This window comes from Pseudoalteromonas sp. Angola-7 (assembly GCF_028599255.1).
GTDB classification, from domain to species: domain Bacteria; phylum Pseudomonadota; class Gammaproteobacteria; order Enterobacterales; family Alteromonadaceae; genus Pseudoalteromonas; species Pseudoalteromonas atlantica.
The window spans coordinates 218,356-243,877 of the sequence record NZ_JAQREL010000001.1 but is presented as its reverse complement, the minus strand read 5'-3'; the positions used below and the strand labels follow the sequence as shown (position 1 = coordinate 243,877).

General features: G+C 41.0%; 21 protein-coding genes and 1 pseudogene. 14 read left to right on the top strand and 8 right to left on the bottom strand.

All coding sequences use genetic code 11. The features are described from left to right. Positions 1-83: 83 nt before the first annotated feature. The 8 genes from PSH50_RS01135 (at position 84) to PSH50_RS01100 (ending at position 10,792) form a co-directional block, all read left to right on the top strand. Positions 84-2,612, top strand: a complete 2,529-nt coding sequence (locus PSH50_RS01135; RefSeq protein ID WP_273586858.1) for a DNA translocase FtsK — start codon at positions 84-86, stop codon at positions 2,610-2,612. Continuing rightward, on the top strand, positions 2,612-3,238 hold the full coding sequence (gene lolA / locus PSH50_RS01130; RefSeq protein WP_004586745.1) for an outer membrane lipoprotein chaperone LolA: 627 nt from the start codon (positions 2,612-2,614) through the stop codon (positions 3,236-3,238). The genes PSH50_RS01135 and lolA overlap by 1 nt, the downstream gene beginning before the upstream one ends. Then, positions 3,231-4,574 (top strand): replication-associated recombination protein A, encoded by a 1,344-nt coding sequence (locus PSH50_RS01125; protein ID WP_273586859.1) that lies wholly within the window; start codon positions 3,231-3,233, stop codon positions 4,572-4,574. The genes lolA and PSH50_RS01125 overlap by 8 nt, the downstream gene beginning before the upstream one ends. Then, entirely contained in the window at positions 4,567-4,947 is a 381-nt protein-coding gene (gene crcB, locus PSH50_RS01120; RefSeq protein ID WP_004586743.1) for a fluoride efflux transporter CrcB, read from the top strand. Before PSH50_RS01125 ends, crcB begins: the two co-directional genes overlap by 8 nt. A 9-nt stretch (positions 4,948-4,956) precedes the next feature. Then, positions 4,957-6,261: a serine--tRNA ligase gene (gene serS / locus PSH50_RS01115; RefSeq protein ID WP_024033494.1), complete on the top strand. Its 1,305-nt coding sequence runs from the start codon at positions 4,957-4,959 to the stop codon at positions 6,259-6,261. A 366-nt stretch (positions 6,262-6,627) separates the two neighbouring features. Then, positions 6,628-8,937 carry a P-loop ATPase, Sll1717 family gene (locus PSH50_RS01110; RefSeq protein WP_273586860.1) on the top strand — a complete coding sequence of 770 codons (2,310 nt, stop codon included), beginning with the start codon at positions 6,628-6,630 and terminating at the stop codon, positions 8,935-8,937. Between the two features lie 208 nt (positions 8,938-9,145). Beyond that, positions 9,146-9,361, top strand: a complete 216-nt coding sequence (locus tag PSH50_RS01105) for a retropepsin-like aspartic protease (protein ID WP_273586861.1) — start codon at positions 9,146-9,148, stop codon at positions 9,359-9,361. Positions 9,362-9,649: 288 nt separating this feature from the next. Continuing rightward, the gene (locus PSH50_RS01100; protein WP_248442200.1) at positions 9,650-10,792 is read left to right on the top strand and encodes a serine hydrolase; all 1,143 of its coding nucleotides are present in this window, start codon (positions 9,650-9,652) and stop codon (positions 10,790-10,792) included. 248 nt (positions 10,793-11,040) lie between these two features. Here PSH50_RS01100 and PSH50_RS01095 read toward each other — a convergent pair whose 3' ends face one another. Beyond that, positions 11,041-12,246 carry a PQQ-dependent sugar dehydrogenase gene (locus PSH50_RS01095; protein WP_273587408.1) on the bottom strand — a complete coding sequence of 402 codons (1,206 nt, stop codon included), beginning with the start codon at positions 12,244-12,246 and terminating at the stop codon, positions 11,041-11,043. Between PSH50_RS01095 and PSH50_RS01090 the strand changes: the two genes are divergently transcribed. Continuing rightward, positions 12,231-12,677 carry a hypothetical protein gene (locus PSH50_RS01090; RefSeq protein ID WP_273587406.1) on the top strand — a complete coding sequence of 149 codons (447 nt, stop codon included), beginning with the start codon at positions 12,231-12,233 and terminating at the stop codon, positions 12,675-12,677. The genes PSH50_RS01095 and PSH50_RS01090 overlap by 16 nt on opposite strands. 79 nt (positions 12,678-12,756) lie before the next feature. On the opposite strand, the gene PSH50_RS01085 is transcribed toward PSH50_RS01090, so the two are convergent. Further along, the gene (locus PSH50_RS01085) at positions 12,757-14,019 is read right to left on the bottom strand and encodes a valine--pyruvate transaminase (protein WP_273609223.1); all 1,263 of its coding nucleotides are present in this window, start codon (positions 14,017-14,019) and stop codon (positions 12,757-12,759) included. Positions 14,020-14,235: 216 nt separating this feature from the next. Here PSH50_RS01085 and PSH50_RS01080 point away from each other — a divergent pair, with 216 nt between their 5' ends. Both PSH50_RS01080 and PSH50_RS01075 read left to right on the top strand, forming a co-directional pair. Next, entirely contained in the window at positions 14,236-15,351 is a 1,116-nt protein-coding gene (locus PSH50_RS01080; protein WP_273587402.1) for an endonuclease/exonuclease/phosphatase family protein, read from the top strand. Positions 15,352-15,495: 144 nt separating this feature from the next. Then, on the top strand, positions 15,496-15,915 hold the full coding sequence (locus tag PSH50_RS01075; RefSeq protein ID WP_029772660.1) for an MAPEG family protein: 420 nt from the start codon (positions 15,496-15,498) through the stop codon (positions 15,913-15,915). Positions 15,916-15,990: 75 nt separating this feature from the next. On the opposite strand, the gene PSH50_RS01070 is transcribed toward PSH50_RS01075, so the two are convergent. Together PSH50_RS01070 and PSH50_RS01065 are read right to left on the bottom strand one after the other, a co-directional pair. Beyond that, complete coding sequence (locus PSH50_RS01070; RefSeq protein ID WP_273587399.1) at positions 15,991-17,838, bottom strand: ABC transporter ATP-binding protein; 1,848 nt, start codon at positions 17,836-17,838, stop codon at positions 15,991-15,993. Between the two features lie 91 nt (positions 17,839-17,929). Then, entirely contained in the window at positions 17,930-18,769 is an 840-nt protein-coding gene (locus PSH50_RS01065; protein WP_029772658.1) for a hypothetical protein, read from the bottom strand. Between the two features lie 204 nt (positions 18,770-18,973). Between PSH50_RS01065 and PSH50_RS01060 the strand changes: the two are divergent. Then, positions 18,974-19,379: pseudogene (locus PSH50_RS01060) on the top strand (GFA family protein). A 1-nt stretch (position 19,380) separates the two neighbouring features. Here the strand turns inward: PSH50_RS01060 and PSH50_RS01055 are convergent. Next, on the bottom strand, positions 19,381-20,178 hold the full coding sequence (locus tag PSH50_RS01055) for a hypothetical protein (protein WP_273587396.1): 798 nt from the start codon (positions 20,176-20,178) through the stop codon (positions 19,381-19,383). Positions 20,179-20,406: 228 nt separating this feature from the next. Here PSH50_RS01055 and PSH50_RS01050 point away from each other — a divergent pair, with 228 nt between their 5' ends. Both PSH50_RS01050 and PSH50_RS01045 read left to right on the top strand, forming a co-directional pair. Further along, complete coding sequence (locus PSH50_RS01050) at positions 20,407-21,810, top strand: M28 family metallopeptidase (protein WP_273587394.1); 1,404 nt, start codon at positions 20,407-20,409, stop codon at positions 21,808-21,810. Positions 21,811-21,952: 142 nt separating this feature from the next. After that, positions 21,953-22,399: a DUF4826 family protein gene (locus PSH50_RS01045; RefSeq protein WP_029772653.1), complete on the top strand. Its 447-nt coding sequence runs from the start codon at positions 21,953-21,955 to the stop codon at positions 22,397-22,399. A gap of 46 nt (positions 22,400-22,445) precedes the next feature. Here the strand turns inward: PSH50_RS01045 and PSH50_RS01040 are convergent, their stop codons facing one another. The 3 genes from PSH50_RS01040 to purB all read right to left on the bottom strand — a co-directional run bounded on the left by PSH50_RS01040 (position 22,446) and on the right by purB (position 25,507). Further along, positions 22,446-22,904 carry a GNAT family N-acetyltransferase gene (locus PSH50_RS01040; RefSeq protein ID WP_121637558.1) on the bottom strand — a complete coding sequence of 153 codons (459 nt, stop codon included), beginning with the start codon at positions 22,902-22,904 and terminating at the stop codon, positions 22,446-22,448. Between the two features lie 9 nt (positions 22,905-22,913). Then, positions 22,914-24,059, bottom strand: coding sequence for a cupin domain-containing protein (locus tag PSH50_RS01035; protein ID WP_273587390.1), 1,146 nt, complete (start codon positions 24,057-24,059; stop codon positions 22,914-22,916). A gap of 77 nt (positions 24,060-24,136) precedes the next feature. Continuing rightward, on the bottom strand, positions 24,137-25,507 hold the full coding sequence (gene purB, locus PSH50_RS01030; protein ID WP_024033516.1) for an adenylosuccinate lyase: 1,371 nt from the start codon (positions 25,505-25,507) through the stop codon (positions 24,137-24,139). Positions 25,508-25,522 lie beyond the last annotated feature (15 nt).

Below are 25,522 nucleotides of genomic sequence, written 5' to 3'. Positions count from 1 at the left end.
TAAAGTGCATCAAATTGCATTTCCTGCTAAGGTATTTGATTGCAAGCAAGTGCCAATAGAACAATAAAGAGGGATAGGAAGTTATGCGCCTAAACGGTGTGCAAAGACTATTAGAAACAGGGCTGATCATCAGTACCTTTGCGGCAATATTCATTTTATGTGCTTTAATCAGCTTTGATCCCGCTGACCCTGCGTGGTCGCAAACGGGTGAATTTAGAAACGTAAAAAATATTACAGGCACTGCCGGTGCTTGGGTAGCCGATATATTATTACTGTCATTTGGTTGGCTTGCTTATTTAGTGCCGGCCGCTATTCAACTATTTGGCTATTTACTGTTTAAACAACCTCATCGTATTTTACAGCTCGACTACACCACACTTGCTTTGCGTGTTATTGGCTTTGCTTTATTTATTACCTCAGCTACGGCAATCAGCAGCATTAACTTTGATGATATTTATAACTTTTCATCCGGTGGGGTAGTGGGCGATGTGATTGCATCGGCCATGATGCCGGCATTTAACTTTACCGGTACCTCTATACTATTATTGTGCTTCTTTTTTGCTGGACTTACTTTATTAACCGGTGTGTCGTGGGTTGAATTTGTAGACTACCTCGGCGATTTAGTGGTTAGAGGCTACCGTTACATTGCTAATTACGCCCAAGGTTGGATGCAACGAGAGCGTATTGCGGCAAATCCGGTGCAAGCCGATGCGCAATTTAATGATGACCCTGACGATTATGAGCAAAGCGATACCACACTCGAGCAATCATCAGAATTTGAACAAGAGCCTGCAAAAAGTAAAAAACCAGCTAAGCAAAAAGCCATTACTAAAGAGCAGCCTACCTTTAGCGAACCGCAAATTAGTGATGACTACAGCCCATTTGATGAGCTAGACGATATACTCGACCAGGAAATTGGCTTTAGCGCCATAGACGATGAGCCAATGGATACAGCGGCTGCACTTAATGCGCTTGATCAAAGCCAAGTTGTTGAGCCTGAAAAACCGGTTACCACGGTGGTATCGCCAGCAAGGCCTATGCCTAAGCCAAAACCTGCATATCAGCCACCGCCAACAGCAAAAGAAAAGTTTGAAGAGCTACTTGATAAAGAGCCACCGCCAGGGCCATTACCGTCGCTTGATTTACTCGACAGACCGGATAAAGCAAAAAACCCGATATCGGAAGAAGAGCTTGAAAGCGTGTCGCGTCTTGTTGAAACAAAATTACTCGACTTTAACGTACAAGCAAAAGTGGTTGGCGTATACCCAGGCCCAGTTGTAACACGTTTTGAGCTTGATTTAGCACCGGGTATAAAGGTGTCTAAAATTACTGGTTTATCAAAAGATTTAGCCCGTTCGTTATCGGCAATTAGTGTACGTGTGGTTGAGGTGATCCCAGGTAAAACTTACATAGGGATAGAGCTGCCTAATAAATACCGCGAAATTGTACGTTTATCTGAGGTAATTAACGCCCCTAAATTTGAGCAAAATCCATCGCCACTCACCATGGTGTTAGGTAAAGATATTGCAGGGCAACCTGTGTGTGCCGATTTAGGTAAAATGCCCCATTTACTGGTAGCTGGTACCACAGGTTCAGGTAAGTCAGTGGGCGTTAATGTAATGATATTAAGCTTACTGTACAAATCGGGCCCTGATGATGTTCGTATGATCATGATTGACCCGAAAATGCTTGAGCTTTCGGTTTACGAAGGTATTCCGCACCTATTGTGTGAAGTAGTTACCGACATGAAAGAAGCGGCTAACGCACTACGTTGGTGTGTAGGCGAAATGGAACGCCGTTATAAATTAATGTCGGCGTTGGGTGTACGTAACTTAAAAGGTTACAACCAAAAAGTACTTGAGGCCAAAGAAGCGGGTTACCCAATTCTTGACCCATTATTTAAAGACACCGACGGCATGAAAGAAGGCCCAGACGAGTTAGATAAACTACCGAGCGTAGTGGTAGTAATAGACGAATTTGCCGACATGATGATGATTGTAGGTAAAAAAGTTGAAGAGCTAATTGCCCGTATTGCGCAAAAAGCACGTGCCGCAGGTATACATTTAGTACTTGCAACACAGCGCCCATCGGTAGATGTAATTACCGGCTTAATTAAAGCCAATATACCTACACGTATGGCGTTTCAGGTGTCGAGTAAAATAGACTCGCGTACCATATTGGATCAACAAGGCGCAGAAAACTTACTCGGTATGGGTGATATGCTTTACTTACCGCCAGGCACAAGCGTACCAGAGCGTGTGCATGGCGCATTTGTAGACGACCATGAAGTACATGCGGTAGTAAACGATTGGAAAGCACGCGGTAAACCTAATTACATTGATGAAATTTTAAATGGTGATGCAACAGAAGATGTTTTATTACCAGGTGAAACCAGTGAAAATGCAGATGAAGAGTCAGATCCGCTATACGACGAAGCCGTTGCGTTTGTAATCGAAACCGGCAAAGTATCGGTATCATCAGTACAACGTAAATTACGTGTTGGCTATAACCGCGCAGCACGACTAGTAGAACAAATGGAAACATCGGGTATCGTGAGTTCACCAGGCCATAACGGCGCTCGCGATGTATTAGTACCTAATGGAGCAAATTAATGAAAAAATTAAACAGTTTATTATTAGTGCTTGGCAGTTTAATTGCCACGCCTAGCTTTGCTGATGACAGCCAAGCACTGCAAGACAAACTCGCAACCCTTAAAAGTTTTAAAGCGCAGTTTTCTCAAAACGTAACCGATCCGCAAGGCCAAGCGGTTATGCAAGGCGAGGGTACAATTGCCCTTAAACAACCTATGATGATCCGCTGGCAGCAAACAAACCCAGACGATACCTTATTTGTATCAAATGGTGACAAAACCTATTACTTCGACAGCTTTGCTGAGCAAGTAACTATTATGGATACCCATAGCCTTATAGATTCAACACCGTTTGTACTGCTTACTTCAAAAGATCCCGCACAGTGGGAAAAATACAGCGTTCAAGCCACAGACTCTGGCTTTAGTGTAACCCCAAATAAAGGCGTAGAGAGCCAAGTAGAGCAACTTGATATTACCTTTGCAGGTAACGAGCAAGGCCTTGCTAAGTTAGTTGTGACGGATAATTCTGGTCAGCTTTCATCGTTTAGTTTTAACAATGCACAAGTAAATACCGCGCTTGATACAAGCACCTTTGAATTTACCCCACCAGAGGGTGTAGAAATAGACGATCAGAGTAACGGTGAATAATTTAGGCTTTAACTTTGGGCCCGATGTACGCCCACTTGCGGCACGTATGCGCCCAACAACGCTTGACGAATACATCGGTCAGCAGCATTTACTAAGTAGCGACAAACCCTTGCACCAAGCCATTGTTGCAGGGCGTTGCCACAGCTTAATTTTGTGGGGGCCGCCTGGGGTCGGTAAAACCACCCTTGCGCAAATTATTGCAAACCACGCCGATGCCGAGCTTATACAAATGTCGGCTGTGACTGCAGGCGTAAAAGATATTCGCGACAGCGTAACGCAAGCGCACGATAACCTACAAAGCCGCGGGCAACGCACTTTAATGTTTGTGGATGAAGTACACCGTTTTAATAAATCGCAGCAAGATGCATTTTTACCTCACATAGAAGACGGCACTTTTATATTTGTAGGCGCGACAACCGAAAACCCTTCATTTGCACTTAACAACGCTATTTTGTCGCGTGCACGCGTGTATGTTTTAAAGTCGCTAGCCGATACCGACCTATACACCGTGATAGAGCGCGCACTTAAGCAAGATGAGCAACTAAACCAAAAAAACATTCTTATTGCCGATAACGCCAAACAGGCGCTTTGCCAAGCAAGCGGCGGCGATGCCCGTAAAGTATTAAACTTGCTTGAGCAAGCGGTTGATTTAACGAGTGAGCAAAACGGCACATACAACGTAGATGAGCACGTATTAAGCCAAGTACTGCCAACCCATTTAGCTAAATACGATAAAGGCGGCGATGAATTTTACGATTTAATATCGGCTTTTCATAAATCAGTACGAGGCAGCTCACCCGATGGTGCGCTGTATTGGTATTGCCGTATTTTAGCCGGCGGCGGCGACCCACTTTATGTAGCAAGGCGTTTACTTGCCATTGCCACAGAAGACATAGGTAATGCCGATCCGCGTGCGATGGAAGTGGCCTTAAACGCATGGGATATTTTTCAGCGTGTAGGCCCAAGCGAGGGCGAACGCGCCATTGCTCAAGCCACTTTATATTTAGCCAGCGCACCTAAAAGTAATGCGGTTTATATGGCATTTAACCAAGCAAAGGCTGATGCCAAAAACGAGCCAAGCTACCCAGTGCCAGAGCATTTACGAAACGCGCCTACAAACCTAATGAAAGATTTAGGCTATGGTGCCGAGTATCGCTACGCACATAACGAAGAGGGTGCCTTTGCCGCCGGTGAAAAATATTTACCGCAAGAAATTCAAGACAAACACTATTATTTACCGAGCGATCGCGGCCTTGAGCAAAAAATTAAGCAAAAGCTTGATTACTTAAAAGAACGCGACGCGCAAAGCCCACTTAAACGATACGAAAATGATTAAACTTTATATGATGATCGCCCTTGGCGGCGCCTCAGGAGCCTGTTTACGATTTTTTATTAGCGAAACCATGCTAAAACTCCTTGGTAGGGGATTCCCTTTTGGCACGTTGACGGTTAATATTCTGGGTTCATTGTTAATGGGCATTTTGTACGGTTTGATAGAGAAAGAAATTATCGCCACAAGCCCCGCTAAAACCCTTATTGGTATTGGCTTTTTAGGTGCGTTAACCACCTTTTCAACATTCTCAATGGACTCGTTGTTGTTATTACAACAAGGTCACTTTATTAAAATGGCCCTCAATATCATCTTAAATGTGATGATCTGTATTTTTATGGCTTGGCTGGGCCTTCAGCTGGTAATGCAAAAAGGTTAAAAAACTAACATGTTAGATTCTAAATATTTACGACAAGACGTTGAGCAAACTGCAGCACGCTTAGCGGCTCGTGGCTACGAGCTTGATGTTGCAAAAGTGACAGAACTTGAAGAACAACGCAAAACATTACAAGTAAAAACGCAAGAGCTTCAAAGTCAACGTAACGCCAGTGCTAAAGCCATTGGCCAAGCAAAAGCAAAAGGCGAAGACGCACAACCACTACTAGACGCAGTGGCAAATTTAGGCAGCGAATTAGACGCAACTAAAAAAGCGCAAGACGAAGTACTCAACGCCATTAACGAAATTGCTTTAGCAATTCCAAACTTGCCAGACGAATCAGTACCAGAAGGCGCTGATGAAGACGACAACGTTGAAATACTTACCTGGGGCACGCCTAAAAAGTACGACTTTGAAGTAAAAGATCACGTAGACGTAGGCCAAGACCTAAACGGCCTAGACTTTGAAATGGGCGTTAAAATTAGTGGCGCACGTTTTACAGTAATGCGCGGCCAAGTAGCGCGTATGCACCGTGCACTTACGCAATACATGCTAGATACACACACAGATAAAAACGGCTATACAGAAATGTATGTACCGTACTTAGTAAATAGCGCAAGCCTTTACGGTACAAGCCAATTACCTAAGTTTGCAGGCGATTTATTCCATACATTAGGCCTAGTAAACGACGACGGTGAACAACAAGCTGGCTTTAGCTTAATCCCAACAGCAGAAGTACCGCTGACTAATAGCGCACGCGACGAAATTTACGAAGAAAGCGATTTACCGATTCGCTTAACTGCGCACACGCCGTGTTTTAGAAGTGAAGCGGGCAGCTACGGTCGCGATACACGCGGCTTAATTCGCCAGCACCAGTTTGATAAAGTTGAACTAGTACAACTAGTAAAACCAGAAGACTCAATGCAAGCGCTTGAAGAGCTAACAGGCCACGCAGAGCAAATTTTACAAGCGCTAGAACTACCATACCGTAAAGTAATTTTATGTATGGGCGATATGGGCTTTGGCGCAGCTAAAACATACGACTTAGAAGTATGGTTACCGGCCCAAGATACCTACCGCGAAATTTCGTCTTGTTCAAATATGGTCGACTTCCAAGCGCGCCGTATGCAAGCACGTTTTCGCCGTGAAGGTGCTAAAAAGCCAGAGTTACTACATACATTAAATGGCTCAGGTTTAGCGGTAGGGCGTACACTAGTCGCCATACTAGAAAATTACCAACAAGCCGATGGCTCAGTAGTAGTTCCAGAAGTATTACGCCCATACATGGGTGGCCTTGAAGTGATTGGGAAAGTTTAAAATACAAGCTGTAAGTTTTTAGCTATCAGCTATAAGTAGAAAAGCCGCTGTTTTAAACGAACAGCGGCTTTTTTGTTTTAATTTTAAAAATCAAAAAGCTTCAAGGCGAAAGAAAAAAGCCTAAGTTTTGTTATTTATTAGTGTATTACTCTTTTGTCCTTTATTACTGATCTCTACCATTTTGGTGTTTTTCTCCATCCAGTAAATTTATATGAGAGCTAACCAATTGTTTACATGTGCTTATTCGCTGGTTACATTAGATGTTTCGTAATATTTGGACATTTGTCGGTTTAAAAACGTTAAACGGTGAAGAAAAATTGTTATAACTGCTGTTGTTCCAAAAGATAAACTATAAGGAAATCGTTTGTGGAAAATAAAGAATTAGGATTTTATGCATACGCCTCATCACCTGCTGAAATTGGGCAAACAATTGAGCAAGCCGTAGATGATACAGGTGCTGATATAAATACATGGAAAGCGCTTGATATACCGGGTCATTTTATTTCTGAAAAGGTCTTAGAGGGTATAGATTCTAGTGATTTCCTTGTGGCAGATATTTCAGTTCTGAATTTTAACGTGACCTACGAAATTGGTTATGCGATAGGACAGGGAAAGCGTGTTCTTCTCACGAAAAATCTGAGTATACATGAAGGAAGCCCTTCAATAAGGGAGGTAGGAATATTTGATACGCTGGGCTATAAGGGATATCAAAATTCTTTTGAGTTGCGTGGCTTTCTAAATTCAGCAATTCCATCTGACCCACTAAGTTTACCTAGTAAAATTAATATTAAGTCGCCAGTATATTTACTCGAGGGCATGCATAAGACAGATTGGGCAACTCGTATTGTATCTCGTATTAAGAAAGCTCGTTACTTGTTTAGATCTTTTGACCCTAATGAACAGCCGAGATTATCTGCAAATGATGCTATTAATCAAGTGGCACAGTCTCATGGAGTAGTTGTTCCACTACTTTCTAGTAAGTCGGTTGGCTATGAAGTCCATAATATGAGAGGAGCGTTCATTGCTGGTTTAGCTAATGGCATGATGAAAGCCCTCTGTATTCTTCAACATGAGGAGGATCCAGTACCTCTTGATTACCGTGATTTTGTTTCTATGACATATCATCCGGATGACATAAATGAACACATAGCTAATTTCGCAGGCAAGGTGGCTGAAGCATTTCAGCAAGGTTTAAGTATTAATACTTCTAGTGAAGACACCTTTCTTCAATCTCTTGATTTAGGCTCGACTTCAGCCGAAAACGAGATGCGTACCCTAGAAAGCTATTATTTAAAAACTGACCAGTTTCTAAAATCCTTGAGGGGCGAAGCCAATATCGTAGTAGGTAGGAAAGGCTCAGGTAAGTCAGCAATATTTTTACAGGTAAGAGATAGGGAAAGGAATAAGAAAGGGAATATTGTTTTAGATCTTAAACCTGATGGATACAAACTTATTAAATTTAAGGAATTGATTTTATCTTTTCTTGAAGAAGGCACATTTCAGCACACTATTATGGCTTTTTGGGAATATGTTCTTCTTTTAGAAATATGTTATAAGATTTTAGAAAAAGACCGAGAGCAACATAAGCGAGACCATACCTTATATGAACCATACCGGGCTCTAGCTGATATATATCACGCCGATGGCTATGAGACGGAAGGTGACTTTTCCGAGCGAATGAGTTCACTGATGGAAAAAATATCGACTGAATATAGGTCTAAGTATGGGGACCAGACTAACGTAAGGTTAAATGCGTCGAATCTAACTGAAATGCTGTATTGCCATGATGTAAGGGATCTATCTAAGCAGGTGATCGAATATATGAGTCAAAAAGAAGTTTGTTGGCTTCTTTTTGACAATATTGATAAAGGCTGGCCAACCTCAGGTCTTGAGCATGAAGATCTATTAATAATTAGAGCATTGGTCGATGCAACCAAAAAGATAGAGCGACAATTTGGAAAATCAAATGTTGATGTGAATACAATTCTTTTTCTAAGAAACGATGTTTATGAATTACTTGTCAAAGAAACCTCCGATCGAGGGAAAGAGGCTAGTGTACTTCTTGATTGGACAGATTCAGATTTGCTAAGAGAGTTGGTTCGTTTAAGGATAGTATCAAACAACATTAATGGAGATGATTCATTCAACTCACTTTGGCCAAAAATATGTGTAAGCCATTTTTCAGGTGAAGAGAGCTCTCAATATCTTATTGAAAGATCTTTGATGAGACCTCGTTTTTTATTAAATCTAATTAGCCAGTGTAAAAGTTTTGCTATTAATCTTAATCACGAACGCATCCTCGAAGAGGATATAGAAAAAGGGTTAACAGCATATTCTACGGATATATTAACTGATATCGGCTATGAAATACATGATGTAGAGAATAACGTTGACGATATCCTCTATGCGTTCATCGGCAGTAAGTCAGTGATAAAGAGAAATGAAATATTCTCAGTATTAGACGAATTCGGTGCTGGGGAGCAATTCTTTGAAAAAATATTTGAGCTTCTACTGTGGTATGGATTTATTGGATTAAGAATTAATGGGGAGACTAAGTATATTTATGACTTTAACTACAGTATGCAGTTGATGGCTGGAATAATTAAAAAGAAAGGAGATATAGAATACATGATAAACCCTGCTTTTTGGCCAGCACTAATGATTGAAGATACTTAACAAGTTATAGATACCTCCTCGTCACTTTTGAGGAGGCGCGAAGTGATGATAAAGGGGTCAAAACTTGACTTCAGACATCAAGTCAGAATTTTCTCAAAACACCTTTATTTAAGCTATTATATTTCTCTAAAAGCGAAGCGCCTGTAGTAGAGTGTTTTTCAATTAACCTAAATAAGGAACATTAACGGAGCTAGTTAAAACCACAAGCTTGAAATTTGAAGTAACAGCAACAGGCCATCAAATTATTCAGGCTAAAATAAACGGGCATACAGTACGTTTAATTTTAGATACAGCGGCGGGTGCATCTGTTTTAGATAGAGCATGTATTAAAAAGCTTGGAATACAAGAAGAAATAAGTGAAGAAAATGCCGCAGGTTTAGGTGCAGCCGAACACGAAATGGGCTTAATAGACGTTTTAGAATGATAAAGGGGTCAAATCTTGACTTCAGACATCAAATTGCAAATAGCTAAAGTGGATTAGACACAACTCCATCTGACATTTTTCATCACAGAGCTTAACTAATTCGGACAGTCAGCTCTGTACGTGAAGCGGACATTTCGCATTCTCTACCATACAAATACCGTGTATTGTTATTAAGCTGAAAATATTGATAGTGAGATACGAGAAATCTGAAATGCTAATTTAGCTCACATATCAGTTCATATGGAAGGCAAACGTTTCTGCGCGAAAACAATTAGATAAGGAAAACTCATGCACAGATTAGTTCAGGCGTTCACGATTGGCCTACTACTAAATTCAGGTAAAGCTGTTGCACAAAATAATCAGATAATGCTTTTAGAAAAAAGAATGGACGCTATTGCCGAAAAGAGCATTAGGCTAGATGGGCCGGGCTGTTCCATAGGTATAATCCAAAACAAAGAGTTTATTTTCAAAAAAAGCTATGGTCTAGCCAATGTAGAACACCAAATACCACTCAATAGTCAATCGGTATTCAGAATGGCGTCGGTATCAAAGCAATTTACAGCTTTTGCTGTTTTGCTATTAGCTGATGATGGCGTCATCAAACTAACCGACGATATTCGTCAGCATCTACCAGAACTAAAAGACTATGGAAGAAAAATCTCCATTAACTCAATACTCGGCCATTTCAGCGGTTTAGGCGACTTTGAAGATCACCTAGATACGCTTCGTGAGTCTACTTTGAGCGGCTTTATAATTGGAAGTGAAAAGTTCGTATCAAATGCCGAATACTATTCTGTTATCAAAGACCTCCCGCTTGTGCATGAGCCTGACACCACTATGGAATACAGCAATCACGGGTATATCATTCTGGCAAAATTGGTTGAACGAATAAGCGGAATGACGATACGCGAATTCACCCATAAGCGTATATTTAAGCCCCTTGGTATGAGGCATACGTTTTTTTCAGATAGCGCCGAAGAGATTATTCCTAACCGCGCATCAGGATATCGTTCGTCTGAAGCAGGAAAACAACTCAATCATTTGACGGCCTTACACACAATTGGTGATGGTGGCTTATTCAGTACCATAGATGACATGCTTATATGGGATAATCACTTCCATGCGCCTAAATTAGGCAAAGATCCTGAGGCGTTAATTGCGCTAATGAACACGCCAAATGTGAATGTGCCAGAGAGTGACGAAGAAAAGTGGTATTACGCAAACGGGCAAAATACCGATGGTCGTTATTTTTTCCACAACGGAGGTTGGGTTGGTACAGACACCAGTTACATTCGAAGACCAGACACCCAAACGTCTGTTGTTGGAATGTGCAATTCGGTGTCACTGAGTGTAAATGATTTTACTTATACAACCTTTGAGATATTGGCTGATTTAGAGTTGTGGGACGGGGAAGACCCTTCGGTATACTGAAATAAAACGCGTGAGCCGGTGAAAAAACAGCTATCGCTGACCGGCTCAAATGGAAAAGACACGTTGACCGACCGCTCCTTGTCTTCAGCGAACCTTCATTCGAAGGAGATCAAGTAACCGCTTCTCGCGCAAATCCGCCTGTCAGGTTAGATCGGAACTACAGATGTAATGTGTCAGATCAGATATGAGCCACTACAGCTAAAGCGTCCTAATATAACCCATTATATTTCTCTAAAAGCAAAGCGCCTCTAATCCTCTTTGTGAACTACTTTAGCTTTAAACAACATCAGCTCAGCATCTTTTCCATCCATTAATATCGCTACATTACCCTCAGTGGTTACATACACATCCCTTAATCGCCCTGTTGCTTCTGGAAATATGTGTGACTCGGTGAATTCGCCATTAGCCAGATTAACGCTGTAGAGCTTTTTATCAACGAGGGTGGTAATGAGCACATGCTTTTGAAGTGAGGGGAATGCGGCGTGTTTAGAGCCGTAATACGCCATACCCGAAGGGGCGATTGATGGTGTCCAATCTACGCTTGGCTTTTGCATGCCGGGGTAGTCTCTAAAAGGAGAAATGCGTGCTCGAGAATAATCATCACCGTAGGTGATCACCGGCCAGCCGTAGTTGGTAGCTGGCGTTAAGTAATTTAGCTCATCGCCACCTGCGGGGCCGTGCTCGTGGCTAATAATTTGATCGGTATCGTAATCATACACTAAGCCCTGTGGGTTTCGGTGACCGAGCGAGTAAACAGCGTGTGCATTGGGGTTTTTGTGATTAATAAATGGGTTATCTTTTGGAATAGTGCCATCTAGGTTTATGCGTAATAGTTTGCCAAGTTGGCTGGTTATTACTTGTGCTTGCTCTCTAAAATCAAAGCCATCACCAGTTGAAAACAGTAGAGTGTCGTCGGGTAAAAAGAGGGCGCGGCCAGCGTAGTGTTGTGGGGTATTTTTATCAGTCGCTACTGTGTAAATAATAACAGGCGTTGAAAAGCCGGTGCCATTAAAGGTAGCTTTTGCAATTACTAGGCGATTAGCCTCAGCTGTGCCTTGTGCGTAGGTAAAAATGACTTCTTTGCTGGTGTTAAAATTAGGCGAGAGCACTATATCGAGTAAGCCGCCTTGGCCTGCAACGTATAAACCTTCAAGGTTTAAATTTACTCTAGTTTGCTGATTGTTTTTTACAATAACAACGTGGCCGTCGCGCTCTGTAATTAGCCATGACCCGTTTGGTAGCTTAACCATGCTCCACGGCGAATTTAACTGTGCTGCGAGTGTGTGAGTGCTGTATTGCTCTTTAGGTAATTCGGCAGCACTGGCGGTAGATGCAAAAAGCCCTACAAACAGCCATAGCGCTAATTGAGAGAGTCGTTGTTTACATTGCAAGCCTTTGCTACTGTAAGAAAAAAGCTTTATTTTAAGTTGAGATAACCATGCCATTTTTAACACGTTTACTCCCTATATTTTTAGTTTCTTGGTTATTTACCTTTACGCTTGCTAGCTTGTTTCATAGCCAATACGTTGTCAATCAATTAGTTGATGTGGGCGTTGTGGTCAGCTTAAGCAACCGTATTAATTTAACGCTAGATGATTGGTTAGGGCTATTACCTACCTATGGCGCTATTATTGCCATTGCTTTAGCTATCGCTTTTTTTGCTGTTGTGTTACTTATTAAAAAGTTTGAAAAATACAGCATGGTGTTATTTGTGGTATCGGGTATCACTGCTTTTGCCGAGGTGCTAGTGGCGATTGAGTCGATTATGAATATTCATATTATAGCGGGCGCACGTGGATGGGGATTTTATTTGCAGTTACTAGCAGGTGCTTTAGGTGGCTTGCTGTTTGCCCTGTTAACCAAGGCGTTAGCCCCTAAACAGTAGGTTAAATAAAAAACTCAGTGGCTAACGCTAAGCGTTAACCTCCTCGTTAAAATACGATGTAAAACGGTTAATTAAAGCGCTACATAATAAGCGCTTTAATTGCCTCTAGGCCTTTTCTGAGAGTGGCTTCATCGTTGGCGTAGTTAATGCGTATGCACTGGTGTTTGTGCTCCCAGCTATCTTCAATGCCAATAAAAAAGTTATGCCCAGGAATTATATATACATCTTGCTCTTTGAGTTTTTGATAAAGCATTTCGCTGGTTATTTTTGAGTCTTTAAACCATAGCCACATAAAAAACGCGCCTTCGAGTTTATGTAAATAAACAGGCAAGTCTGCAAAAATTTCATCAAACAGGTTTATGGCTATCTCTGCTTTATTTTTATAAAAAGGCAATACAGTATTTTTATACAAAGGCAGTAATTCGCCTTCGTTAATTAAGCGGGTTACTAAGCTTGGCCCAATAGCGTTAGGCGATAACACCATAGAGCCGTTAACACGGCCAATGGCTTTGATTATTTCGCTATTGGCAACCACAATACCAGTGCGCAGGCCTGGCAAGCCCAGTTTTGAAAGCGACATACACAATATAATGTTTGAGTTCCACGTAAGGTTTGCATCGGTGTAAATACAACCTGGGAAAGGGGCGCCGTAGGCGTTATCAATAATTAGGGGAATATTGTACTTGTGTGCAAGGGCATCTAGGTGGCGTACTTCCTCATCGGTAATGACATTACCAGTTGGGTTGGTAGGGCGCGATACGCACAGTGCGCTAATACTGGTATCGTTGGCTAATACGTCTTCTACCGCGTCAAAATCAATGACATATTTAAACTGCTTAGAGCCACTGGGTGTATTTAAAATTTCGATGTCGGGCTTTATTGCCACAAACATATCATCAGATAAACCTTGGTCGGCGTAACCTACGTATTCAGGCGCAAGCGGAAACAATATACGCTTATTAGTGCCATCGCTCATTTTGCCCGCAAGCATATTAAACAATACAAAAAAGTTAGCTTGGCTGCCGTTACCCAGTGCTATGTTTTGTGGTGTTAAGCCCCAGTCAAACTCGCTATTGAGCTGTTTAGCAAGGGCCGCTCTAAATTCGTCATTGCCAGTTGGCCCGTCGTACAAACCAAATACTTGCGATACTTTATTACTGGCTACTAGCTTTTGTAATTCATCTAAAAATACGGCATTAACCTGTGGTACGTGTGCGGGGTTACCGCCACCTAGCATAACAATATTTGGATTATTGCTTGCGTTAGCGCTGCCTAAATCTTCCATAAGCTGCGTTATTCCGTTGGGTTGTGTAAATTTAGTACCAAAATTTGAGTAGTTCATAATACCTATGTGTGCGCTAATAACGAGGAGGGCAGTATAGCGTAAATTATAGCTTTAAATTGCATGTTGAGAATAATTCACGGTTTAGAACTTTAAACTCTTTAGGGTATAATTAATGCACTTTTTATTCGCTAGGCTATTGTTATCAGTAATTTTGAATCGACTTTACATCGCACTACGCTTGAGGCTGAACCTGCCGCTGATTTAAACGAGCCTGTGGTAAAAAACACGCAATTTAAAATAGCCACGTTTAATTTATTTAACTACCTTGAGCCGCCTAATGCGTATTACGATTTTGAAAAAATTTATACCGCAGAGCAATGGGCACGCAAACAGCGTTGGATTGTAGATTATTTAAATGAGTACGCGCCTGATGTAATAGGTTTTCAAGAAGTGTTTAGTATTGAATCGCTAAAGGTGTTAATGGCGCAGCAAGGCTATACATATTTTGCTGTGGTTGATACACCAGAGGTGATTGATGATTTTATCTTTAAACGCCCGGTAGTGGCTATAGCGTCTAAATTTGAGATTGTTGATATAGCTGCGGTTAAGCACAATACCGAGCTTGTTGAAATGCTTGGCCTTAATAGTAATTTTACGTTTAGCCGTAAGGTGTTAAGAGCCACCATTAGATTACCCCATGTAGGTAATACCGACTGTTATGTGGTTCATTTTAAGTCAAAACGAGCCATGATTGAAAGTGATGAAAGTACTACTAGCTCAGCCAAAACCGAACCATCCTCAAGCGAAAAAAACATAATAGACACTCTCAAAGCAAATGTGGCCGGCTCGTGGGGCTCAACCATTCAGCGCGGCAGTGAAGCCACTTTACTAATGATAGAAATGATTACCCGACGCGAAGCTACACAACAGCCTATGGTGCTAATGGGCGATTTTAATAACGACCTTGCCGATGGCGTATTGACCCATTTATTAACGAATACATTGCGATTTGCCCCAGCGTTTGATGTTAAAACATACCTTGCTAAATATTGTTTAAATGACGCATGGCAATTATTTAAAACACTAAAAATGAGCCAATTTACGGCGCACAACACCCAGCAAAACGCTGGGAATGCAGATGTTCAACAAAGTAATGGCCCCTCTGCGCCATTATTAAATCGCAGCCCTACCCATTACTATGGAACGAGTAGTACGGTACTTGATTATATTTTACTCTCGTGTGAATTTGACCCAAGTTACGATGATAGCTTTTATGAAGTGAGTGATTATCATACATACGACAGGCATTTAATAAACCCAGAATACGAACGAGACGATTTAACAACCGATCACGCAGTGGTATCAATTACCCTAACGTTAAGGAGTTAATTCGTGGGTAACATTTATAAATAGGTTTGCAGCTTTTACATTATTATTGAACTTATAAATTACAAGTCATTAATTATAATGAACTTATTTTAGGCTTAAAACTTGCCGTAACTACTGAGTTAAAACAATTTTAAGGACATAAAAATGACTGAAGTTGCGCTTTCTGCCTATATGGCGTTTTACGTTTATTTAATAATGTTAGTGGTACAGTGGTCGGTAGCTACCTTTAGCAAAGCTAAACAACCTAATGCTGTACCGGGTAAAATTAGCGATGATTTATCGCACGACAGTTTTATATTTAGAGCCCACCGTACTTTTCATAACACACTAGAAAACAGCGCGTTGTTTATTGGTACTGTGTTGTTTGCATTTGTTATAAATTACCAAAGCCCTATATTTGCCATGTGCGTTTGGGTGTATGTAATAGCGCGATTAATTCATATGGCGCTGTATTACGTTATAGCCACAGAGAAAAACCCAAGCCCACGCACGTACTTCTTTTTAATCAGTTTTATAGCCAATATTGTCATGCTAATTTTAATTGGTTTAAGATTAATGGCTTAATATCATGCGGTTAAAGGCTATTAAACCGTTAGTATAAAAGCGAAAGGGCTGTAATTATCCCTTTTACTTTTTAGTTTAATCTACACCAATAAACCCACCGGTTTGATGCGCCCAAAGGCCAGCATAAATACCATTTTGTGCAATGAGCGCTTCGTGGTTGCCTTGCTCTACAACGCGTCCTTCATCAAGTACAATAAGTCTGTCCATTTGCGCAATGGTCGATAGCCTGTGAGCAATGGCAATCACAGTTTTACCTGTCATTAAATCATCTAGGCTTGCTTGTATTGCGGCTTCTACTTCTGAGTCGAGCGCGCTGGTGGCTTCATCGAGTATTAAAATAGGTGCATTTTTCAGTAATACCCGCGCTATAGCGATACGCTGGCGTTGCCCACCGGAGAGGGTTACACCGCGCTCGCCTACTTGAGCATCAAACCCTTTATTGCCTTTGCTATCTTCTAAATCGCTTATAAACTCGAGTGCTTTAGCTTGCTTGGCAGCGCTGAGCATTTCGGCTTCTGAGGCATCGGGTCGGCCGTATAAAATATTATCTTTTACAGAGCGGTGAAGCAGGGAAGTGTCTTGCGTAACCATGGCTATATAGCGGCGAAGGCTTTCTTGGCTTACATCGGTAATGTTTTGGCCATCAATTTTAATCGCCCCAGAATCGGTATCGTAAAAGCGCAGCAGTAAATTAACTAATGTTGATTTACCAGCGCCAGAGCGACCCACTAAGCCAATTTTTTCACCGGGCTTTATATGGAGGTTTAGGCCATTCATTACCGGACCGCGATTAGTTTCGTTAGCGGCTTTGCCGTAGTTAAAATGAACATTTGAAAAAGCGATATCGCCCTTAGAAACGTTAAGCGTTTTTGCATCGGGTTTATCATCTACTTTAATGGGCGTAGATAAGGTTTTCATGCCATCGGTTGCGGTACCAATGTTTTCAAACAAGCTGCTTATTTCCCACATGATCCACTGCGCCATACCATTTAATCTAAGCGATAAACTAACCGCAACTGCAATGGCGCCTGCGCTAATTGCACTTAACGACCATAAATAAAGGGATAGTGCGGCCACACTAAATACTAATAAGTAATTTAGGCTATTAATGGCAAAGTTAAGGCTGGTTACTAAACGCATTTGCTTATAAACAGGCTGTAAAAATACATCCATACTTTGTTTAGCGTATTGCTCTTCACGTTGTGTATACGAAAAAAGCTTAATGGTCGATATATTTGTATAGCTGTCAACTATACGGCCGGTCATTTCAGAGCGCGCATCGGCCTGTGAGCTGGCAATTTTTTTAAGCTTTGGCACAAAGTACATTTGAATGGCGGCATAAATAATTACCCACACTAAAAGCGGTAGCATTAAACGCCAGTCAGCTTCTGCAACTAAAAACACCATAGCGCCAAAATAAACCACAATATACATTAGTACATCGAGCAGTTTCATTACGGCTTCTCGTACGGCCAGTGATGTTTGCATTACTTTTGTGGCAATACGCCCTGCAAACTCGTTTTGATAAAAGCTAACACTTTGGCGTAATAAGTATCTATGCGCCGACCAACGAATCGACATAGGGTAATTACCCAGTAATGCTTGGTGTAAAATAGCCGAGTGAAAAAACACCACAATAGGCAATATCACTAAAAGTACTACCGCCATTTTTATAAGTTCGGCTTTTTGCTCTTCAAATAGGGTTTGCGGTGTGTAGGTGCCCAACCAATCAACCAGTTGGCCCATATAGCTAAATAACGATACTTCTAAAATGGCAAGCAGGGCAGCACTAACAGACATTAAAACTAACGACAGCTCCATACCTTTAGTGTAATGACGACAAAACGCAAATAAGGTAGAGGGCGGCTGCGTTGGCTTTTGCTCAGGAAATGCGTTGGTCATTTTTTCGAATAATCGATACATTTTATAAACTTAAATGACAAAAAATAGAAAAGGATCATACCATTTAAGTGGCGCGCTGTAGATCTTTAGCGACTAATTTACACTGCTACTTTTATCGAATAGGGTTTGTAAGGTTTACGCCTTTAATCATATAAATGTCGTCATAGCGTAAACCGCCATTTCCGTAGGGCTTTTTATGTGGGCCCGTATTACAGTTAGCTAAAAAATAGCTAAGTGGGCGCTCGCGTTTCATTCTAAAGGTGGCATTTTTATACACTAAGGTTTGGTTTTTAAATTCGCCGCCTTGAACGTATACATTGTATTGCTGGCCTTGCATTTTTACCGATGCATTATTAACAACGTACCAAATGTTGTACCAACTGTTTGTATCAAGTGGTTTAGCCGATTGCGCTTGTGCATAGTTTTGGATATTACTATAGCCTTTATCAGTTTTGACCATTAGCGCCCCGGTATTAACTAAGCCGTTTGATTCGGTTTTATCGGTAACCCGAAGAGTGGCTTCAAAGGCGTCGTAGCCATGAACGTTTATTTGCTCTGGCTCTAAGTTACTTAATCCAAAAGCATGGTTATTTGGAAAAGAGGCGACGTTAATACGGGTAAAAAAAGTGTAGGTTTCGCCAACGGGCACTGTTTTAGGAAGCTTTTTATAGCTGAGGGCTTTGCGGTTGCCGACAATACCATTTTCGGCAGGCTTTTTAATTAAAAAATGGTTAATCCCTTTGGCTGTGTCCTCAACTTCTATTTTAGTTACTTGTGGGTTAGCGACATAAGGTTGAGTTTGGTTGTCTGTGTCGGCCTTTGTCCAGCCTTTTAGCGGTTGTTCAAAGTTATCTACTAATAACCACTTTGCAGAGGGAGCGTTTTGATTGTTTTGGCTACAGGCTAATAATCCTGAGCAGGCCACTAACAGTAAGCTGTATTTAACGCGCATAATCCCTCTTTAACTAATGTAAGTATAAGTATACAAATTGGTAAACCAATATGTGGAATTTAATTTTTAAAGCCAAAAATCTATATAACCAATTTGGCGTAAATTAGTCAACCAATATTGTATTTTATCTATTCTACTGACGTTTATATTTTAAACGCGTAAAATACCTAACTACACGCAATTAAAAATAATAAAAGGGATTATATGTATACTGGCACGTGCCTATGTAAAGCGGTAAGCATTGAAATTAAAGGGGCTATTTCTCAAATTATTCATTGTCACTGCTCACTATGCAGAAAAAACAGTGGGACTGCTTTTGCCACTAATGGTTTTGTAAACACTCACGAGTTTACACTTACCCAAAGGTGAAGATAATTTAACTGAATTTAATTTCAAACCTGGGCGTGCGCGCTTTTTTTGTAAAACATGTGGCTCACCTATTTACAGTGCTAATGCAGAGGATAAATCTCGCTTGCGAATACGCCTTGGGTTGATAGATGACGATATTGCTGAACAGGTAATGTCGCATAATTTTGTTACCTCTAAAGCCAATTGGGAGCAATTAGAAACCCATTTGCCGTGCTATGAAAAACACGAACCAGGGCGCTAAATTACTCTATGTGATAAATGCTGTTTATGTCGTTGTGAAGGGTGGGCGCCCACGTTTTAAATAATGGCGAATGGGCTATTTCTTCTTTATTAATGTGCACTAAGCTTTGCTGAGAAAGCATCACGACAATATTTTTGTATTCGTTAAACTCTATAAGGGCAATACAGCTAAAGTGTTGCCTAAACAGGACGAGTAAAGCTTGGAGCTCTTTTCCTGTTTTAGGGTTTAAATTTATAATAATTTGCGCATTTAGCCCGCTGCAGCGACGTATGTTTTGCCAAAATACGCTGTTAGATAAAAAGTCTTGATGTACATCGCCACTAAAAATATCAATTGTAATGACATTGTATGTGCGCGTGCACGTTGCAACAAACAGCTCTGCATTTTGTAAGTGCACCGTATGATTAGCGGGCAAGTTAAAATGGTGCTTAGCAACGCTTATCATCGCGGGGTTTATTTCTACACTGTCAAACACAGCTAAGTTATTTATATAAGCCGTTTTGTTATGTAAATAATGAATGGCTCGTTCAATGCCCGCAGTACCTATACCTAAATTTAAAACACTTAGTGGCTCAGCTGCTTTAAGTAAAAATAACAGCATACATTGATTAACCGCAATCAGTAATTGTTCATTCTCATTAAGGCTCATCACCCCTTGAATAGTGATATCGCTTTGCGCATTTTGGGCAAGTGTTAACCAGCGATAGGCCGTATTTTGATAAACACAAATAGGCCCATATTGGTTGTTACTAGTGGCAATTAAATTAGCAGAGACAGTGTCGGCTTTAAGCTGGCGCATAGGTTACAAATACAAATAAAACACCCCATTAGTTTGCCACGAAAACACGCTATGTATATAGCGTATTTATGTAACAAGGTTTGTAATACGCTCGGTTTCTTAAAAGAGGGGAGTACTTAAGTGTGGTTAATTTTTACAGTTGAGCTTACTTGTATAAAGCTTTAACTCAAAATAGTTGCACTATATAGGTCGTTGAGTAATGGTAAGGTAAAAAATAAGGAGCTTATAATGCGCAAAACCCCTTTTTCTATTACAACTAAACTTATTAATTTGAGTGCGTTAGCCTTTGCTTGTACGGCAGGATTATCAGCACAGGCTCATGCCAGCATAAAATATGAAGAACAACAAAAGCTACATGATATTGCAGCGCAGGTATCAGCTAAACGTATTGGGAGCGACATACAAACGCTGGTGGATTTTGGTACCCGCCATACTCTTTCTGAAACTAAGTCAGATACACGGGGCATAGGTGCTGCACGGCGTTGGATCAAAAAAGAGTTTGAAAAAATATCAGCGCAATGTGGTGGTTGCCTAGAAGTTATTGAAGTTAAAGACACTATATCAGGTGAAAAACGAATTCCTAATCCTGTTGAAGTAGTGAATATAGTGGCCATTCAGCGTGGTAGTACTGAGCCAAACCGAATGGTTATTATGTCGGGCGATATTGATTCGCGGGTGAGCGATGTAATGGACTTTACCAGTGATTCACCGGGTGCTAATGATAACGCTTCAGGCGTGGCAGGGGTTATTGAAGCTGCACGTGTACTAAGCAAGCATAAATTTAATGGCTCAGTTGTGTATGCAGCGTTGTCTGGCGAAGAGCAGGGTTTATTTGGCGGTAAAATACTCACAGCGTATGCGCAAGAGCACAATTGGCAAGTACATGGCGTTTTAAATAACGACATGATTGGCAACATTACCGGTATTAATGGCGTTACCGACAATACAACGGCGCGTATTTTCTCAGAAGGCACGCGTGTAGTAGAAACGAAACAACAAGCAAGAACGCGCCGTTTTACAGGTGGCGAAGTCGATTCGGCGAGCCGTAATTTAGCGCGCTATATAGATACAATTGCCGATAGGTATATTCCAAATTTAGATACGATGTTAGTTTACAGGTTAGATAGATTTGGCCGGGGCGGGCACCATAGACCGTTTAACGATGCAGGTTTTGCAGCAGTCAGAATTATGGAAACTAATGAGCATTACGACCGACAACATCAAGATTTACGTTCAGAAAATGGCGTGGTTTATGGCGATACCATAGATGGCGTTGATTTTGACTACACAGCAAAGCTTACGTCACTGAACGCAGTAACAATGGCTTCAATGGCTTGGGCGCCAGCTCCCCCTAAACAGGTAAAAATTGAAGGCGCGGTTAAGGCCGACACTACGCTTTCGTGGCAAAGTTCAGATGATGATAATATAGCCGGTTATCGTATTTATTGGCGCTATACCAGTGAGCCGCAATGGCAATTTAGCCAAGATGTGGGCAATGTAAGTAAAGCTACACTTAAAAACGTTGTTATAGATAATTACTATTTCGGTGTTGCAGCGATAAGCAAAGACGGGATTGAATCGCCAGTGGTGTTCCCAGGTGATGTAGGCTCGTTTGATCACAATATAAAATAACAGCGATTTATTATTGCTTAAGCGCAATTGTGATTAAAAACAAATCAAATGGTGTATTTAAGGTGCAAAGCAGGTGTTTTATGCTTGCACCTTATTTGTTATGCACTTAGAGTGTAGAAAAAAAGCAGTAAAGGTTAATAAAATGCAGCAAGAAGAAAAAAAACCATTAACAGCGCAAGAGCAAGCACAAATAGAGCAACAACGGGTTGCTTGGCAACGCGAGTGTTTTCAAAACGCCCAAAAATACTTAGCAGAAAAAGGCATTATGCCTAAATCAGTAATAGACAAAGATAGCCGCTTTTTAGCGCCATTGTGTGCTATGTGGAAATTTAAAGCGCAAAACGGTAAGAGCTACTGGGTAATAACAGGGCGCTTACCTACTGATCATGCAGAAGTAAGTGCAGCAAAAGATGCGCGCGATGCTATGCGATATTTTTCTTTACAATGGCAGTTAAAAGCAGATCAAATAATGAGTGTTGGCGCACGCGATAAAACCCAAGTCGACTTTGCTAACTTACTTATAAACCGTGCTCACGGCTTATACGAAATGCATGAAAACGAGCAACTTTGGGCTAATGAACCAAAATAAGGTATTGCTTGTATAAACGTAAAAAAGGGCTATTAACGGCCCTTTTTTAATGTACTAATGTAAATGGTTTAGTGACAAACTCAGACACTTGGCATTGCATTCGCTGCCTAGGTATACCTGCTTCCATAAAAACACCGCCTTGTTGTATAAAGCCGTTTCGTTTAAAGCGTTCAACTTCGTTTAAAATACAATTAATACTAATAACTTGGTGCCCATCGTTAGCGGCAAGATTAACAATAAAAGTAAGTAATGAAGTATAAACGTGGCGATTACGGTGTGCGGGCAAAACGGCTATTCGGCCTATTAAGCCATCTGTACACAGCCTACCTGTGGCTACGGGTGCGTTACTGTTGTGAGTAACTAGCACATGGTGTGCTAGTTTGTCTTGGCTATCAAATTCTACTCGTTTGGGTATGTGTAACTCATATACAAATACTTTTTCACGTATTTGTTGTAGCTGGTCTTTTTGCCTATCCCACTCGACCTTATTAATTTGATAGCCCATAGCGCACCTCTAATTAAACCACATCCCCTCATTAACTAGTGTAGTAAAGGTTTGAATAAAAACTAGGCTGGGCTGCGCTGCGTTTAAATCGTCGATATTAACATAATCATGATCTGTTAATAGTTTAACGGCATTTAAGTCGCAAAGTGGTAACGGGTAGTTTTCGCCATTAATACTTAATAATAGGGTGTCTTCTAGCTGCTGATAGATAGCACGTATGCCACCTAAACGCTCAAATTCTTCTGCATTGTTTGCTATTAAATCACTCATTTGCTCGCAGGCTATAGGCTCTTCAAGCGGTGCTAAGTCCATTTCGTGCTTGGCTTGGCTTAAGGTATTACCAAGCCAATGCTTAAATAGCTCATCGTTATTAAGTAGCGCTTGCATAAGGGTTTTAACTTTATCGGTTTCGCTCTGTAAAAGCTCACCTTTAGAGTCCCTAAGGGCTAAAGTGTGATCGGTATAGCGTTTTTGGCCGCTGTCGGTATCAATAACATGATCGGCAAAACTAGAAAATAAGTCTTGTTGATTAGGTGCTCTAAATCCAACCGAGTAGTTAAGGGCGTTTTCTATTGCATAACCTTCGTGAGGACACCCAGGTGGTATATATAAAATATCGCCGGGCTCTAAAATACAATCTATAACGGCTTCAAATTGCTCAACTTGTAGTAGTTTTTTATTTTGCGTAAATTGTTTAAGTGTTGGATCAGGCAGACCAACACGCCAATGACGCTTACCCTGGCCTTGAATAATAAATACATCGTACTGATCTAGGTGCGGACCAACGCCACCTTTAGGGGTTGAGTAGCTGATCATTAAATCATCTATTCGCCAGTTAGGTATAAACCTAAATGGTTGAAGCAGTTGTGCTGCATCGCTATGCCAATGATCAACCGCTTGTACCAATAAAGTAGCGTGTTGCTCAGTTAATTTTTCAAAGTCTTCAAATGGGCCTTGGTATGCTTGCCAATCGTTATTGTGGTTGGTAACAATTCGCGACTCTATACTTTCTTCCATAGCAAGACCGGCAAGCTCTTCTGCCTCTATTGGGTCTTGAAAGTCTGTAAAGCCTTGTTTAATTAATAGCGGTTCTTTTTGCCAGTATTGGTTTAAAAATTCTTGCTCACAGAGGTTGTTTATTTTTAATTGGTACATAGAGTTGGCCTATAATTTTTAGTACAAAAAAAGCGAAAGGGATTATCCTTTCGCTTTTTATATGCGCAATTTAGTATTTAAACTAAATCGTCAATAAACTCAACAGCGCGGCCAATGTAGTTGGCAGGTGTTAGTTTTTTCATTTCTACTTTAGCGTGCTCTGGCAGGTCTAAACCATCGATAAAGTCGGCCATAATCTCTTGATTTACACGTTTACCACGCGTTAAATCTTTAAGTTTTTCGTATGGTTTTTCAATACCGTATTTACGCATAACTGTTTGAATTGGCTCAGCAAGTAATTCCCAGTTTTGATCAAGCTCATCAAGTAAACGTTGCTCATTTACTTCAAGCTTGCTTACGCCTTTAAGTGTAGATTGATACGCAATAAGCGTGTAGCCCATACCCACACCTAAGTTACGTAAAACGGTTGAGTCGGTAAGGTCACGCTGCCAACGAGAAACAGGCAGTTTTTGTGCAAGGTGAGCAAATATAGCATTTGCTAAACCTAGGTTACCTTCTGAGTTTTCAAAGTCGATAGGGTTTACTTTATGCGGCATTGTTGAAGAGCCGATTTCGCCAGCAATGGTTTTTTGCTTAAAGTGGTTAAGGGCAATGTAACCCCAAACGTCACGATCAAAATCAAGTAAAATAGTGTTAAAGCGAGCAATAGCATCAAATAGCTCGGCAATGTAGTCATGCGGCTCTATTTGTGTAGTGAACGGATTAAAGGTTAAACCAAGGCTAGTTACAAAGTTGCTTGCGTGGGTATGCCAATCGTAATCTGGGTAAGCACTCAGGTGAGCATTGTAGTTACCTACAGCACCGTTAATTTTACCTAGCATTTCTACCTGTGCGATTTGGTCGCGTTGGCGTTTTAAACGCATGTATACGTTAGCAAACTCTTTACCCATTGTTGAAGGCGTAGCTGGTTGGCCGTGGGTACGCGTCATCATAGGTACTGCTTTGTACTCAATGGCTTTTTCTTTTATAGCGTTAAGTAGTTGGTCGCAGTATGGAAGGAGCACATTATCACGAGCTTCGCTTAGCATTAAACCATGAGATAGGTTATTAATATCTTCTGATGTACAGGCAAAATGAATGAACTCGTTAATAGCGTTAATTTCGCTGTTATCGGCTACTTTTTCTTTTAGTAAATATTCTACCGCTTTAACATCGTGATTTGTGGTGCGTTCAATGTCTTTAACACGCTGTGCGTCTGCTTCGCTGAAGTTATCAACTATGGCATTTAAAAGTGCATTGGCTTGTTCGCTAAATGCAGGTACTTCTTTAATATCGCTTGCTGCAGCTAAGGCTTGCAACCAACGCACTTCAACGGTTACGCGGTATTTGATTAAGCCAAATTCGCTGAAAATACTGCGTAGTTCAGTGGTTTTGCTGCCGTAGCGACCATCCACTGGAGAGATAGCGGTTAACGCTGAAAGCTCCATAATAACTCCTAAATT